Annotated in this window: 13 protein-coding genes; 5 read left to right on the top strand and 8 right to left on the bottom strand. The window is 65.5% G+C overall.

The genetic code is table 11. The features are described from left to right. Nucleotides 1-136 precede the first annotated feature (136 nt). Nucleotides 137-1,153 carry an IS110 family transposase gene (locus tag HUW10_RS05075; protein ID WP_013640371.1) on the bottom strand — a complete coding sequence of 339 codons (1,017 nt, stop codon included), beginning with the start codon at nt 1,151-1,153 and terminating at the stop codon, nt 137-139. After that, nucleotides 1,129-1,851 carry a hypothetical protein gene (locus tag HUW10_RS05070; protein ID WP_174502515.1) on the bottom strand — a complete coding sequence of 241 codons (723 nt, stop codon included), beginning with the start codon at nt 1,849-1,851 and terminating at the stop codon, nt 1,129-1,131. Before HUW10_RS05070 ends, HUW10_RS05075 begins: the two co-directional genes overlap by 25 nt. Before the next feature lie 332 nt (nt 1,852-2,183). Here HUW10_RS05070 and HUW10_RS05065 point away from each other — a divergent pair, with 332 nt between their 5' ends. The 3 genes from HUW10_RS05065 to HUW10_RS05055 are packed head-to-tail and all read left to right on the top strand — an operon-like array spanning nt 2,184 to nt 6,233. Further along, nucleotides 2,184-3,134 (top strand): HlyD family secretion protein, encoded by a 951-nt coding sequence (locus HUW10_RS05065; protein ID WP_236656219.1) that lies wholly within the window; start codon nt 2,184-2,186, stop codon nt 3,132-3,134. Next, complete coding sequence (locus HUW10_RS05060) at nt 3,131-4,681, top strand: DHA2 family efflux MFS transporter permease subunit (protein ID WP_174502513.1); 1,551 nt, start codon at nt 3,131-3,133, stop codon at nt 4,679-4,681. The genes HUW10_RS05065 and HUW10_RS05060 overlap by 4 nt, the downstream gene beginning before the upstream one ends. Beyond that, nucleotides 4,671-6,233, top strand: a complete 1,563-nt coding sequence (locus tag HUW10_RS05055) for an efflux transporter outer membrane subunit (RefSeq protein ID WP_174502512.1) — start codon at nt 4,671-4,673, stop codon at nt 6,231-6,233. Before HUW10_RS05060 ends, HUW10_RS05055 begins: the two co-directional genes overlap by 11 nt. 6 nt (nt 6,234-6,239) lie before the next feature. Here the strand turns inward: HUW10_RS05055 and HUW10_RS05050 are convergent, their stop codons facing one another. Together HUW10_RS05050 and HUW10_RS05045 are read right to left on the bottom strand one after the other, a co-directional pair. Continuing rightward, the gene (locus HUW10_RS05050; RefSeq protein WP_174502511.1) at nt 6,240-7,253 is read right to left on the bottom strand and encodes an LLM class flavin-dependent oxidoreductase; all 1,014 of its coding nucleotides are present in this window, start codon (nt 7,251-7,253) and stop codon (nt 6,240-6,242) included. 85 nt (nt 7,254-7,338) lie between these two features. Then, complete coding sequence (locus HUW10_RS05045; RefSeq protein ID WP_174502510.1) at nt 7,339-8,568, bottom strand: NADP-dependent isocitrate dehydrogenase; 1,230 nt, start codon at nt 8,566-8,568, stop codon at nt 7,339-7,341. 115 nt (nt 8,569-8,683) lie between these two features. On the opposite strand from HUW10_RS05045, the gene HUW10_RS05040 reads away from it, so the two are divergent. Beyond that, the gene (locus tag HUW10_RS05040; RefSeq protein ID WP_174502509.1) at nt 8,684-9,412 is read left to right on the top strand and encodes an orotate phosphoribosyltransferase; all 729 of its coding nucleotides are present in this window, start codon (nt 8,684-8,686) and stop codon (nt 9,410-9,412) included. A 6-nt stretch (nt 9,413-9,418) separates the two neighbouring features. Here the strand turns inward: HUW10_RS05040 and HUW10_RS05035 are convergent, their stop codons facing one another. Genes HUW10_RS05035 through HUW10_RS05020 form a run of 4 tightly spaced genes read right to left on the bottom strand, consistent with a single transcriptional unit; the run spans nt 9,419 to nt 13,593 of the window. Continuing rightward, the gene (locus HUW10_RS05035) at nt 9,419-10,081 is read right to left on the bottom strand and encodes a DUF1345 domain-containing protein (protein WP_174502508.1); all 663 of its coding nucleotides are present in this window, start codon (nt 10,079-10,081) and stop codon (nt 9,419-9,421) included. 48 nt (nt 10,082-10,129) lie between these two features. Beyond that, entirely contained in the window at nt 10,130-11,773 is a 1,644-nt protein-coding gene (locus HUW10_RS05030; RefSeq protein ID WP_174502507.1) for an FGGY-family carbohydrate kinase, read from the bottom strand. A 27-nt stretch (nt 11,774-11,800) separates the two neighbouring features. Beyond that, complete coding sequence (locus HUW10_RS05025; RefSeq protein ID WP_174502506.1) at nt 11,801-12,742, bottom strand: sugar kinase; 942 nt, start codon at nt 12,740-12,742, stop codon at nt 11,801-11,803. Then, nucleotides 12,739-13,593: a DeoR family transcriptional regulator gene (locus tag HUW10_RS05020; RefSeq protein ID WP_236656217.1), complete on the bottom strand. Its 855-nt coding sequence runs from the start codon at nt 13,591-13,593 to the stop codon at nt 12,739-12,741. The genes HUW10_RS05025 and HUW10_RS05020 overlap by 4 nt, the downstream gene beginning before the upstream one ends. A gap of 419 nt (nt 13,594-14,012) precedes the next feature. On the opposite strand from HUW10_RS05020, the gene HUW10_RS05015 reads away from it, so the two are divergent. Next, nucleotides 14,013-15,323, top strand: a complete 1,311-nt coding sequence (locus HUW10_RS05015; protein WP_174502504.1) for a sugar ABC transporter substrate-binding protein — start codon at nt 14,013-14,015, stop codon at nt 15,321-15,323. Nucleotides 15,324-15,325: the final 2 nt, after the last annotated feature.

The raw sequence follows: 15,325 nt of genomic DNA, 5'->3' as shown, positions 1-15,325 counted from the left end.
GATGGGTGCCGCGAGCAACATCCAAACAGAAATTGCGGCATGGAACTGCCGTAGATTCAGACGGATTTTGTTGCTCGTCGGTTCGACCGATAACCATCTCCTGTTTGCCCCTAAACCCTCGGCACCGGCGCGCGGATCAGGCGGCTACCGGCTGACGCCGATACGCTTCACCACGCGCCATCATGGCCCAGATGATCCGGGCCATCTTGTTGGCCAGAGCGATCGCCGCGACCTTGCGCGGCTTCCGCTCCAGCAATTGCAACAGCCAAGCGGTCGCTGATTTGCTGCCTGGTTTAGCGAAGCGGATCACCGCCATCGCCCCGACCACGAGCAACTGCCGCAACCTCTCATTGCCTGCCTTACTTATCTTTCCCATACGATGCTTGCCGCCGGTGGAATGCTCTCGCGGAGTCAGCCCGAGCCACGCTGCAAAATGCCGCCCGGTCTCAAAATTCGCGGGGTTCACATTGAGCGCCATGGTGATCGCGGTGATTGCCCCAACGCCGGGAATCGCGGCGAGGAGCTTGCTGACCGCGTTGGCCTTGTGCTGTTCGAGCAGCTGTCTCTCCAGTGCGTCGATCTTTGCATCGAGATCCGTCACATGCTGACCCATTTGCTCAAACATCGCCTTTGCAATTGCTGGAATCGCTTCCTCGGCAGACAGGAGAACAAGCAATGCTGAGACGTTCGCGCAGCCCTTGGCGGCAACGATGCCAAATTCCGCCGCGTGCCCCCGCAACGCGTTGATCGCCTGGGTTCGTTGATTCACCAAGAGTTCCCGGTGCTTCACGATGATTGCTGCCGCTTGCTCATCCACCGATTTGACCGGAACCGTGCGCATGGTCGGGCGGGATGCTGCCTCACTGATCGCTTCTGCGTCGTTGCGATCATTTTTACTCCGCTTCACGAAGGGCTTCACATATTGCGGTGGGATCAACCTGACCCGGTGGCCCATACCGCCCAACACCCGCCCCCAGTGGTGCGAGCCTGCGCAAGCTTCAAGAACCACCTCCGTCGGAGCCAATTTGACGAAGAACGGTTCAACCTGAGCCCGCCTGATCTCGCGCCGGAGTAACGGGCGCTCCTGGTCATCGACCCCATGGATCGTAAAAACATGCTTGGACGTGTCTATAGAAATCCGCTTAAATTCCATTGGGCGGCCCTTTCATTAGGTTCGTTGTTCGACCCTATATTGGCACATTGGATGCCGTTGGGCCGTCCACCCCAACAGTAATTTGCCCGCCGCGCGGCGTGGAAGAGAAACCGCCGCAGCCCTGGCGCCTGCCAGCCCGCCTCATCAAGCAATATGTCCACGGGAGCGAACAATTCGTGCGGATGCGCGATGCTGCCGGCGGTGAACTCACGGAAATGCTTGGGTTTCAGCGCGTAAAGAACCCGGATGTCGCGCACTGGCAGGGCAATCGGCGTTTCTGGCGCTGCGTCGAACAGGCCGATCCGTTGCCATCGCTGTGTCGGATCCTGCGCGCAGACCGGCCGGCGCATCCACCCGGCGGGGCAGGAGACCAGCAGCGAATGCAGGCTTGGCGCATAGCGCGACCGCTTGTCGAGCAGGTTCTGCAAGCTGCCGCAAATCTCGATTGCGAACAGATCGACGAACCGGTCGGCGTTGCTGCCGCCAAACCACAGCCAGAGACCGTCCGGAAAGGTTCGCATCCGCGATGCGCCGGGAATTTTCAGGGCAGGGGCCTCGCTTTCCTGCACCGGCCCGGGCCGCGCCCGCAGCCAAACGCCGCGCTCGTCCGTATCTGCAGGTTCGAGCCCCGGCGGGGTCTGTGGCCATGCCCTGATCCGGTCGCGCAGGTAACTGTCCATGCTCTGAAACTGCGTCATTTTTCATCCAAATCATCATGTTAAGATACAAAATACTACCTAAGATAGTAATACTCATCATGTCTTAGGATTCAAGCCGAATCGTCATCGCCGCTGAAACTTTGTTGATGGCAATTTGATCGCCGCCGCGTTGTTGCGGCTTCGTTATGTGTGTAACTGCGGTCTTGATGCTGACTGCGGCGCTGAGTGTGGCGCCGGCTGTGGCGATGATCCTGCCGATAGGTTAATATGATCGTATGAATGACCTGACCGAGACCGACTTGCGCCGCAGCGCGGCCTCGTCGTCAGCGCCTGCTGTCGCCTCGCGCCGCAGCCGGCGTCCTTTCATTATATTGGCGCTTCTGCTCATCGGTCTCGCTGCGGCGGGCTTTGCCTATTGGCGGAGCACCCGCGATTTCGCATCCACCTCGGATGCGGAGATCGATAGCGCGATCCACACGATTTCTGCCCGCATCCAGGGCAAGGTCGTGGCGGTTCCGGTCAGGACCAACCAGCACGTCGTCCGCGGGCAGGTGCTTGTCCGTCTCGACCCGCGGGCGCAGCGCGTGGCGCTCGATCATGCCGAGGCCGGAGAGGCGGAGGCAAAGGCGAATCTTGCCGCACGGCAGGCCGATCTGGCGGTTGCCCGCGCCAATGTCGAGGTTGCCGACGCGACACTGTTTCGCGCTCGCCGGGACGAGGCGCGCTACGCCAGGATCGACCCTCGTGCGATCACGCCGACGACGCGCGATTCCGTTGCCGCCACGCTGCGTGGTGCCGTCGCCCGCGCCGATGCGGCCCGCCAGCAGGTTGGTGCCGCCGCCGCCGCGGTCGCTGCCGCGCAAGCCGCGCTCAAGGCTGCCGCAGTGGATGTCGCCGATGCCCGGCTCAAACTTGGCTATACCGAAATCCGGGCCCCGGTTTCCGGTTGGGTTGCGCAGAAAAGCGTGCGCGCCGGCAACGTGGTGGCGCCCGGCGCCGGGCTGATGGCGATCGTTGGCGACCGTCTGTGGGTGACCGCCAATTTCAAGGAGACTGCGCTCGGGCGGATCCATCCTGGCCAGACGGTGCGGGTCTATGTGGATGCCGTTCCCGGAATCGCGTTTCAGGGCAAGGTCGCCAGTATCCAGCACGGCACTGGCAGCGTTTTCTCGCTGCTCCCGGCGGAGAACGCCACCGGCAACTACGTGAAGGTAGTCCAGCGCGTTCCCGTGCGCATCAATTTCGACGACAAACGTATCCGAAACCACCTGCTCGCGCCTGGCATGTCCGTCGAGCCGTATATCCGCATCCGGGGCCAATGAGCCTGCTTTACGCCACGCGGCCCAACACGCCGCGTTCGGCCGCCGGCATCTACAATCCCTGGCTGATCGTCGCGATGGTGGCGCTCGCGCCGTTCATGGAGGTGCTCGACACCACCATCGCCAATGTCGCACTCACCCATATCGCCGGCTCACTGGCCGTCAGCCCAGACGAAAGCACCTGGGTACTGACCTCATATCTCGTCTCGAACAGCATCATCCTGCCGATCACCGGCTGGCTGCAGGAGGTGGTCGGTCGCAAGCGGCTGTTCCTGATCTGTGTCGCCCTCTTCACCGCAAGCTCGGTGCTGTGCGCGCTCTCCACCTCGCTGTCCATGCTGATCATCTCCCGAGTGTTGCAGGGCATCGGCGGCGGCGGCCTGCAACCCGTCACCCAGTCGATGTATGCCGACAGTTTTCCTGCTTCGCAGCGGGCCCAGGTCTTCGCGGTATTCGGCGTCGTGATCATCGTCGCTCCGGCCACCGGGCCGATCCTCGGCGGCTGGCTGACCGACCATCTGTCCTGGCACTGGGTGTTCCTGATCAACCTGCCGATCGGCCTCATCGCCTTTGCCCTGATCGCGATCTTCGTCGACGAGCCCGAGCTTCTGGTCCGCGAGCGCGCCGCCCGCCTCGCCGGCGGCCTGCGGTTCGACTGGTTCGGCCTCCTGCTCGTCGCCGTCGGGTTCGGCGCGCTGCAGATCTTCCTCGACAAGTTCTCGATCGATGACGGGTTCGGTAGCGTTTTCATCCGCTTCCTCTTCGTTCTCTGGTCGGTCTCGCTCGTCACTCTCGTCGTATGGGAATGGAACCATCCGGCGCCGGTAGTGAATGTCCGCCTCTTTGCCTACCGCAACTTCGCGATCTGCTGCCTCGTGATGTTCGTCATCGGTTTCATCCTGCTCAGCACGACGCAGTTGCTGCCCCAGCTCACCCAGACGCTGATGGGATACTCCTCGGAAACCGCCGGCTTCGCGCTCGCCCTCGGCGGGCTCGCCACGATCGGGCTGATGCCCGTCGCTGGCATCGTCACCGGCCGGATCATCCCCGCGCGCGTGCTGCTGGTCGGCGGCCTGCTCGAAACCGGTATTGCGCTGGTCTTCCAGTCCCACCTCGCGCCCACCGCCTCGTTCTTCACCATCTCGATCGACCGGGTGCTGCAGGTAATCGCGCTGCCCTTCCTGTTCATCCCGATCTCGGCGCTCTCCTATGTCGGCCTGCCGCCCGCCCGCAACGGCGATGCCTCGGCGATCATCAACCAGGTGCGCAATATCGGCGGCAGCATCGGCATCTCCTTTGTCACCTCGATGCTCGCGTGGCGCACCCAGTTCCATCATTCAAGGCTTGCCGAGTCCGTTACTCCGTATGTCAGCCTGCACGGAAGGACCCTTTCGCAGGTCGCCGCGGCGGTGCAACATCAGGCAGCGTTCATGAGCTATCTTGATTTGTTCCATATTCTGGGTCTGATGGCCCTGCTGGTCTGGCCGGTCGTGCTGCTGCTCGGTACCCCGTCAGCCCGTGCCGCCGAAGGAGTGGTTTATGAAATCTGACGTTTTTGCCGCCCGCCTGCGCTGGGGCGCCCTCATGGGCCCGGCGCTGCTTGCTGCCCTCGCACTTGGCGGCTGCGAACTCGGGCCCAATTTCCACCCGCCGCGGACCAGCGCGGCTTCATCCTTCTTCTCTCATCGCCCGGCACTGACCTCTCCCGAGACGGTCAGCCAGGGCAAGGTCGATCTCGCCTGGTGGCAGAGCTTCGACGATCCGGCCCTCACCAGCCTCGAGCAGCAGGCCATCGCCCGCAATCTCGACGTCAAGGCCGCCACCCAGCGCCTCGCCGAAGCCGAGGCCCAGGCGCAGATCGAGGGTGCCGCGCTCTATCCCAACCTCAATTTCGCCGGCTCCTACACGCGCGAGAAGCCGAGCAACAAGGGCGTGTTCACCGCACTCAGCGGCGGCGGATCGACCTCGACCAGCACCAATGCCGGCTCCACCGCCAGCGGCGCCTCGACATCGATCGGCGGCGGCGGCCTTCCCGGCGCGCAGCTCAAACCGTTCGATCTCTTCCAGTACGGGTTTTCCTCGGTCTTCGATTTCGATCTCTGGGGCAAGAACCGCCGTGCGGTCGAGGCCTCGCTCGCCGCTGTGCAGGCCTCGCGCGATGCCCGCCGCGCCGTCCTGCTCAACACCGAGGCCGAGGTGGCGCATGACTATGTCAACCTGCGCGCCGAGCAGGCGGTGCTCGCCATCACCCGGCGCAATCTCGCCAGCGCCGGCAACATCGCCGGGCTGATCCGCCAGCGCCAGCAGGCCGGCCTCGCCAACGCGCTCGATGTCGCCGATGCCGAGGCGCAGACCGCGTCGATCCGCGCCCAGATCCCCGCCCTGCAAACCTCGATCGCGGCGGACATCAACCAGCTCAGCCTCCTGCTTGGCGAGGGGCCGGAAGCCCTCCGCGCCCGGCTGATCACCGCGAAGCCGATCCCGCCGGTCCCCCCGGTGGTGCCGATCGGCCTGCCCTCGCAACTGCTCAAGCGCCGCCCCGACATTCGCGAGGCCACCGCCCGCCTGCATGAAGCCACCGCCGAGATCGGTGTCGCGAAGGCGAGCTTCTTCCCGGACATCTCGCTGGCGGGCTCGGTATCGCTCCAGGCGCTGCAATTTTCCAACCTGAACCAGCTTTCCGCCGTCACCTACGCGATCGGGCCGCAGATCACCATGCCGCTGTTCGAGGGTGGGCGCCTGCGCGGCGAGTTGCACCTGCGCAAGGCGCAGCAGCGCGAGGCCGCGGTGAACTACGCAAAAACCGTCCTCACCGCCTTCCACCAGGTCGACAACGCGCTGACCGCCTATGACGGCGAACAGAAAACCCAGGCAGCGCTGCAGACCGACGTCACCCAGACCCGCCGGGCGTTGTCACTCGCCCAGGAACGCTATCGCGAAGGCCTGGTCGACTATCTCCAGGTTCTCACCGCGCAGCAATCTGTGCTGGCCGCCGAACAGGCGCAGGCGCAAAGCCAGGCCAAGATTTCGGCCGATCTCGTCACGCTCTACCAGGCGCTTGGCGGCGGTTGGGAACATAACGAGCCGCCCGCCGCCGGCTGAGACGACTCAGGCGGCCTTGCTCAGGCCGCCGCGCAGCTCGCGCACGATCTCGTAGCTGCGCCGCCGCAACGCGTGGTCGTGGATCTGGCAGGCGATCATCAGCTCGTCGGGGCGGAATTCCGCCATGAAGCCGGCGAGCCCTGCTGCGACCCGCGCAGGGCCTCCGACCATCGCATAGGCCAGCGCATGCTCCACCCCGGCGCGCTCGCGCTCGCTCCAGACCCCGTCGAGCGGGGCGGGGCGCGGCAGCAGCCCGGGCTGGCTGCGCCGCAGATTGACGAAGGCGCGCTGCTGCGAGGTGAACAGGAACGCTGCCTCCGCGTCATCCGGTGCGGCGCACACGGTTAAGCAGACCATCGCATGCGGCTTGGGCAGTTGTGCCGAAGGCTGGAATCGGCTGCGATAGCGCATCAGCGCCGTCCCCAGCAGGTCGGGCGCGAAATGCGCGGCAAAGGCGAAAGGCAGGCCGAGAGCTGCGGCGAGATCGGCCGAGAACGTGCTCGATCCGAGTAGCCAGACCGGCACGCCGAGCCCCGCGCCGGGCACCGCGCGCACCGCCTGCGCCGGCTCCGCCGGCTGGAAATAGGATTGCAGCTCGATCACATCCTCGATGAAGCGCGCCTCGGTCCCCTCCATGTTCCGCCGCAGCGCGTGGGCGGTGCGCGGATCGGTGCCGGGCGCGCGGCCGAGTCCGAGATCGATCCGCCCCGGATGCAGCGCGGCCAGCGTGCCGAATTGCTCGGCGATGACCAACGGCGCGTGGTTGGGCAGCATCACCCCGCCTGAACCGACGCGAATCCGCGTCGTCGCCTGCGCCACATGCGCGATCACCACCGATGTGGCGGCACTCGCGATTCCGGGCATGTTGTGGTGTTCGGCCAGCCAGTAGCGGTTGAAGCCGAGGGCTTCGGCGTGGCGGGCGAGGTCGATGCTGTTGCGGAGTGCGTCGCCCGGTGTCGCGCCATCCGGCACGGGGGCGAGATCGAGAACCGAGAACGGGATGCTTTCCATCATTCCCATATAGGGAAGGCAGCCCGTCCTTCAGTCAATAATGCTGCCTGGTGTTCGGCCCTGCAATCCGGGGATGGATCGCAGGGCCCCACCATCATGCGGCCTGGCGCTTCGCCATCGCCGCCTGCAGGTTCTCGTCGAGCTTGGCGAGGAAGTCCTGCGTGGTCATCCAGGGCTGCTCCTTCGAGATCAGCAGCGCGAGGTCCTTGGTCATGCACCCGCTTTCCACCGTCTCGACGCAGACGCGCTCCAGCGTCTCGGCGAATTCGGTTACCTCGGGGGTCTCGTCGAACTTGCCGCGATAGGCGAGGCCGCGGGTCCAGGCGAAGATCGAGGCGATCGGGTTGGTCGAGGTCGGGCGGCCCTTCTGGTGCTCGCGATAGTGGCGGGTCACGGTGCCGTGCGCTGCCTCGCTCTCCACCGTCTTGCCATCCGGGCTCATCAGCACCGAGGTCATCAGCCCGAGGCTGCCGAAGCCCTGCGCGACGATGTCGCTCTCCACATCGCCGTCATAATTCTTGCAGGCCCAGATATAGCCGCCGTTCCACTTCAGCGCCGAGGCGACCATGTCGTCGATCAGCCGGTGCTCGTAGGTCAGGCCGCGCTTGTCGAACTCAGCCTTGAACTCGGCATCGAAGATATCCTGGAACACGTCCTTGAACATGCCGTCATAGGCCTTGAGGATGGTGTTCTTGGTCGAGAGATAGACCGGATAGTTCCGCGCCAGCCCGTAATTGAAGCTCGCCCTGGCGAAGCCCTCGATCGAGGCCTTGGTGTTATGGATGCCGAGCGCGACGCCGGGGCCCTTGAAGTCGTGCACGTCAAGGATCAGCGGCTTGCTGCCATCGGCCGGGATATAGGAGAGCTGCACCTTGCCCGGGCCGGGGATCTTGGTTTCGGCGGCGCGGTAGATGTCGCCATAGGCATGGCGGCCGATCACGATCGGCTGCGACCAGTGCGGCACCAGGCGCGGCACGTTGGCGCAGATGATCGGCTCGCGGAAGATCGTGCCGTCGAGGATGTTGCGGATCGTCCCGTTCGGGCTGCGCCACATCTGCTTGAGGTTGAATTCCTTGACCCGCGCCTCGTCCGGCGTGATCGTGGCGCACTTGACCGCGACGCCGTATTCCCGTGTCGCCAGCGCCGAATCGACGGTCACCTTGTCGTCGGTGGCATCGCGGTTCTCGATCCCGAGATCGAAATATTTCAGGTCGATGTCGAGATAGGGCAGGATCAGCTTGTCCTTGATGAACCCCCAGATGATCCGGGTCATCTCGTCGCCGTCCATCTCCACGATCGGGTTCTTAACCTTGATCTTGGCCATTCCGAAGCTCCTTGCGGCAGTTTGCGACGGTCTAGCCATGCGCCCCGCCCGCCGCAAGACGGTGGACGGCAGGGCAGGGGTGTTCTAGGACGGCGGCCAGACTTGGAGGATCGACATGACGTCTGGCCTGGGCCACGCGACCGACTGGGACCGTGACGCCGCGCTCACCGCGGCCCGTATCCTGCTCGAAATCAAGGCGGTGAATTTCCGCCCCGAGGAACCCTATACCTTCACCTCGGGCTGGAAGGCGCCGGTCTATATCGACTGCCGCAAGATCATCTACTTCCCCCGCGCCCGCGCCAAGATCTGCGAGCTCGGCGTCGAGAAGCTCTATCGTCATGTCGGCTTCGAGACGATCGAGGCCGTCGCCGGCGGCGAGACCGCGGGCATCCCCTACGCCGCCTGGATGGCCGACCGCATGGGCCTGCCGATGGCCTATGTCCGCAAGAAACCCAAGGGCTTCGGCCGCAACGCCCAGATCGAGGGCGACGTGCCGGAGGGCAAGAATACCCTCCTCGTCGAAGACCTCACCACCGATGGCGGATCAAAAATCCACTTCGCCAACGCGCTGCGCGAGGCCGGGGCGATCTGCAACCATGTCTTCGTGGTATTCTATTACGGCGTCTTCCCCGGCAGCCTCAACACGCTGGCCGAGATGGGCATGTCGCTGCACCATCTCTGCACCTGGTGGGACGTGCTGGAAGCCTGCCGCGGCGGCGACTATTTCCCCGAGGCGACGCTCGCCGGCGTGCGCCGCTTTCTGGAAGACCCGGTGGCCTGGTCGGCGAAGCATGGCGGTGTCGCCAGCGCCGAGGAGGCCGCCGCCTACAAGGCCGCGAAATAGCCCGGATCAGAACAGCCCGGCCGCGATGTTGATGGCGAGCGCCAGCACCACGGTGTTGAACAGATAGCCGATCACGCCCTGCAACGTCGCGAGCCGGCGCATCTTGCGGCTGAGGATGTTCACGTCCGACACCTGGAACGTCATCCCCAGCACGAACGAGAAATAGACGAAGTCGAGATAGTCGGGCGCCTCGCTGCCCGGAAAGGCGAGTCCGCCCGCAGGACCGCTCGCCGTCGCCGCATAATATTCATGCGCGTAGCGATAGGTGAAGGTGATCTGCGTCATCAGCCACGAGGCCACCAGCGTCGCCGCCACCAGCGCGACATAGGGCGTGTGCGCCGCCGCGCCCGCTCCCTTGCCGCGCGCGGCGAAGATCACGATCGCGGTGAAGCTCATCAGCGCGCCGGCGATGCTCAGGCCAAAGATCGTCCATTCGCCTTCTTCCTGCCGCACCGCGTCGTCCCCGATCCGGCGGTGATCGGCGCGGCTGAAATGCGCCATCGCCAGCACGACATAGGCGGCAACCGCGATATCCCAGCACAGCACCGCGCGCAGCGTCGGTGCGATCGTGGCCGGCAGCACCACCGCGGCCAGAAGGCCGCAAAGCAGTCCGGTAAAGAGGCGGGGATGGCCGCGCGCGACTCGCACGGCGAGGAGTGAGTTCGGCATGGCAACAACAATACACCAATAAGGCTGATCCGGCAGGTCCCGGCCGGCTCAGCCCCGCATCAGCGCCCGATACGCCATCTGGTCGTCATGCATCCGCCGGAACACGGCATATTTGCGGGCATGGAACGCAGCACTCGCCGCCTCCGGCGCGATCACCGCCCCGGCCCGGCTCATCGCCGCCATCGCCGCCGGCAGGTCGGCATAGGCGCCGCCGGCCACGGCGCCGATCATGGCGCTGCCGAGCAGCACCGCCTCCGGCTCCGCCGGCAGCACGATCCGGCATCCCGTCGCATCCGCGTGCTCGCGCAGGAATAGCGGGTTCTTCGTCCCGCCGCCGGTCGCCATGATCGTGTCGATCGCGTAGCCGTTTTCGTTCATCGTCTCGATGATGTGCCGCGTGCCATAGGCCACGGCCTGGATCGTCGCGAGATAGAGGCGCGCGCAATCCGCCTCGTCCGCCGCGAGCTTCAGGCCCGAGATCATGCCGAGCAGGCTCGCATCGGCCCGCGGCGAGCGGTTGCCGTGAAAATCGGGAAACACGTGCAAATCCCCGGTCAGCGCCGCGGTCGAGCCCGCCGCAGCCGCCATTTGCCCGACCAGCGCGTTCAGCCGCTCGTAGATGCTCGCCCCCTCCGCCTTCGCCGCGGCAGCAAGTGCGGGATAGGCGGCATGGGTCGTCACCACATGGTCGATCAGCGCCCCGGTCGCCGACTGCCCGCCCTCGTTCAGCCACAGCCCCGGAAGCATCGCCGCGTGATATGGCCCCCACACGCCGGGCACGAAGCGCGGCTCCGGCGCCACGGCCATGTGGCAGGACGACGTCCCGCCGATCAGCGCCACCCGCCGCCCGAGTGCGGCCGCATCCGGCGCTACCCCGTCGAGCGCCGCGCCGATCACCCCGATCCCGCCCGCATGCGCGTCGATCGCCGAGGTGCCCACCGGAATCCCCGGCGTCAGCCCGAACGCCGCTGCCGCTTCGGCCGAGAGCCCGCCGCCCACCGGTGTCGCGATCGGCAGGATCGTGGTGCCGATCCGCGCGAATCCCTCATCGGCCAGTTCGCCAAGCCCGATCGCCCGGAAATACGCCTCGTCCCAGCGCCCCTCATGGCCGAGATAGGTCCATTTGCAGACGGTCGAGCAGAGCGAGCGGCTGGTCGCACCGGTCGCCCTGTAGGTGAGGAAATCCGGCAGGTCGAAAACATGCCGCGCCGCCGCCCAGCTTCGCGGGGCGTGCCGCTTCAGCCACAGCAGCTTGGGCGTCTCCATCTCCAGCGAGATCCGCCCGCCGACATAGCGCAGCACCTCGTGCCCGCCCGCATTGATCTCCTCCGCCTCCGCCCGCGCACGATGATCCGCCCACAGGATCACGTCCTGCGCCGGGTCGCCGTCCGGCTCCACCGGCAGCGGCGCGCCGGCCGCATCCAGCACCACGAGCGAGCAGGTCGCATCGAACCCGATGCCCCGCACCACCAGCCCGCCGCCGGCCTCGGCCATTGCGCGGCGCACGCACTCGCTCACCGCCGCCCAGATATCCGCGCTCGATTGTTGGATGAACTCCGCCCGCGGCCGCCAGGCGCCGATCGCCCGCGTCGCACTCCCATGCATCGCCCCATCGAGGCCGAACACGCCCGCGCGCGCGCTTCCGGTGCCGACATCGACGCCGATGACGACAGGGATTTCAGCATGGCTCATGGCGGTTCTCCTCGTCCCGGTTACGGCTCAGCCGGCATCGGCGATGAAGGCGTCGAGTGTCGCGAGATCGGCGATCCCCTCCATCCCGCCCTTGCGGCTGACGGCCAGCGCGCCCGCCGCGCGGGCATAGTCGAGCGCGCGCCGCGTCCCCATTCCCTGCAACAGGCAGGTGACGAAGGCGGCGCCGAAACAATCGCCCGCCCCGGTCGGGTCGACCTCCTCCACCGGAAAGGCCGGAAGGTCGAACTGCTCCTCGCGCGAGCGGAAGCTGACCCCCTTGCGGCTGCGCTTGATCACCACCATCCGCACGCCGAGATCGAGCAATTCCTCGACCGCCGCGCGCTCCGATTTCGCCTCGGTCGGCAGCAGGATCTCCGGCCCCGAGGGCAGGAATATGTCGGTATAGCCGAGCATGAATTCGAGCCCGGCGCGCATTTCCGGGATCGTCAGCATTTCCTTGCGGATGTTCGGATCGAACGAAATCACCGCGCCGTTGGCCTTGGCCAGCTCGATCGCCTTTTTCATTTCGTCGATGATATGAAACGAGAACAGCGACGAGCCCATGATGTGGAAATGCGCGCATTGGGCGAGCATCGCCCGCGCCGCCGCGTCGATCGTGATCCGCCCGGCGGCGCTGCGCTTGAGGTTGAACAGGAAGTCGCGGTCGCCATCCTCGCGGTAGCGCACGAAGGCGCTCGCCGTCACCTGGTCCGGCTCGATCCGCACGGCACTCACATCCGCCCCCTCGCGCCGCAGCCGATCGACGCAGAGCCAGCCGAAATCGTCATCGCCGATGCAGGAGATGATGCCCGCGCCGGCGCCGAGCCGTGCCGCCTGGGCGATGAAGGTCGCCGGCGCGCCGCCGGGGAAGGGGCCGAGCAGCCGGCCGGGCTCGTGGAAGCCCTGGCCGCGTTCCTCGGCGAGAATATCGACGAGGATTTCACCCATGGTCACGATCATGCCGGTCATGACGCCTCGCCGAAAGCCCGCACGCCGCCGCGCTGGCGCGCCGGGTGGCTGGAGAAATGCGCTTCGCTGCCGCCCTCTGCCTCCACCGGCCTGAACCCGGCGCCGAGCAGGATGTCGCGCAGCCGGTTGCTCGGCAGCCCGGGCAGGATCAGGTCGGAAATCCCGGCAAGCCCAAGCTGGGCGGTCCGCCGTTCGAGCGAGAGCGCAGGGTTGCCGATCAGCACGATGCTGCGCGTGCTGCGCCGGATCGCCGCCTCGGCCAGCCGTTCGGCGGGCTTGGCGGCGAGCAGCAGGGCGGCATCGGCCGAAAGCGCATCCGCCTCGAAGATCGACCAGCCAAGCGCGAAATGGTCGAGCATCCTGAGCGCGCCAGCGCCCTCGATCATGCCGCTGTCGGGGGCGATTTCGCCGCCAAGCAGATGGATCCGCGCATCGAGGCAGATACGCGCGAGCGGGATCGCCTCGGCGCTGGTCAGCACCACCGAAAGTCCCGGAATTTCGGCAAGCCACGGGATCACCTGCGTCGCCAGCGGTCCTGGCCCGACCAGCACCGTCTGGTCCGGCCCGATCAGCGCCTGCGCCCGGCGCAGCATCGGCACCAACTGCGCCTTGGTCAGCGGCGCGCCGGCCGGCCGGTCGCGCGGCGCTGCCGATTTCGCCGCGATCGCCTTGCCGAAACTGCGGACGATGAGCCCCTGCTCCTCGAGATAGGTCAGGTCGCCGCGAATTGTGACCTCGGAAACCTTCAGCGCCGTGCTGAGTTCATCGACGCGCATCTGCCCGTATTGACGGATCCAGTCGGCGATCTGCAACCGTCGCTGCAACACCGCGCTCTTTGCGCCGACCGTCAAACCGATGCCCCGGAGCGTTCCATACGGCATCGATGCCAGCAACCTGGGCGGAAGTCTATAGGTTTCGAAACGAAAGACGGGTTTTCTCCGGCAAGCCAGATTTTTCGCTATTTTTCCCAAATTTATATTTCAAATTCCTATCTTTTGATGTTGCAACGCGACATGATTTTGTCGTTGACTTTCCAATCGAAAGTTAGCTACCTGCGAATCACAAGTTGCGCCGGCCTGTTGGACGCAACGCAAGGGGGGATACCCGACCTCCGGCCGCCCCTGCGAGGGACGGCGGGCGGCAACTCCCCTGGTTGAACCAGCCCGAAACGGGCTCACCTCGCGCAGCCTTGTCTGCGCACGTTCCGGCGCGCGGTTTGGAGGCGCCGTGCTTCAGTCGATGAACCGGATTGTTCGAGAGGGAAACGTTCATGAAACGACAGATCAGGACTGCGATGGGCGGACTCGCCCTCGGCTGCCTCGGCATCGCCGCCGCGCACGCGACGACGCTGACGATCGCGACGGTCAACAACCCCGACATGCTGCAAATGCAGAAACTGTCGCCCCAGTTCACCAAGGAAACCGGCATCAAGCTGAACTGGGTGGTGCTGCCGGAAAACACCCTGCGCCAGCGCGTCACCACCGATATCGCGACCAATTCCGGCAATTTCGACATCGTTACCGTAGGCTCCTACGAAGTGCCGATCTGGGGCAAGGCCGGCTGGCTCGCCCCGGTGAAGAACCTGCCCGCAAACTACGACGCGAAGGACCTGTTCCCCACCGTCCGTAAGGGCCTGTCCTACAAGGGCACGCTCTATGCCCTGCCGTTCTATGCCGAAAGCTCGGCCACCTATTACCGCAAGGATCTCTTCAAGGCCGCCGGCATCGCCATGCCGGCGCACCCGACCTATACCGAGATCGCGAAATTCGCCGCCAAGATCAACGACCCCTCGAAAGGCATCTACGGCATGTGCCTGCGCGGCCTGCCCGGCTGGGGCGAGAACATGGCCTTTTTCACCACGCTGGTGAACACGTTCGGCGGCCGCTGGTTCAACATGAAGTGGCAGCCGCGGATCGATAGCCCGGCCTGGAAGAAGGCCGCCAATTTCTATGTAAACCTCGAGAAGAAATACGGTCCGCCGAACGTCACCTCGAACGGCTTCACCGAGAATCTCGCGCTGTTCAGCCAGGGCAAATGCGGTATGTGGATCGACAGCACGGTTGCCGCCGGCACGCTGTGGGATCCGAAGACCTCGAAGGTCGCAAATGAAGTCGGCATGGCGTCCGCTCCGGTCGCGGTCACGCCGCACGGCGCGCACTGGCTCTGGGCTTGGGCGCTCGCCATGCCGAAGACCACGCGTCACAAGGCAGCCGACATGAAGTTCCTCGAATGGGCCACGTCGAAGGCCTATCTGAAGCTCGTCGGCAATACATTCGGCTGGGTGCAGGTTCCGCCCGGTACCCGTATTTCGACGTACAGCAACCCGGACTACATCAAGGCCGCACCCTTCGCCTCGAAGGTGAAGGAAGCGATCCTGAGCGCCGATCCGAATAATCCGACGCTCAAGAAAGTCCCCTATACCGGCGTGCAGTTCGTCGCGATCCCGCAATTCGAGGGGATCGGCACCGAGGTCGGCCAGCAGCTCGCAGCCGCCCTCGCCGGGCAGAAATCGGTCGACGCCGCCCTCGCCCAGGCCCAGAACGCCACGGCGCGGACGATGAAGGAAGCCGGTTACCACTGATT

Source organism: Acidiphilium sp. C61 (genome assembly GCF_905116885.1).
Lineage (GTDB): Bacteria > Pseudomonadota > Alphaproteobacteria > Acetobacterales > Acetobacteraceae > Acidiphilium.
This window is presented reverse-complemented; position numbering and strand designations above follow the sequence as displayed.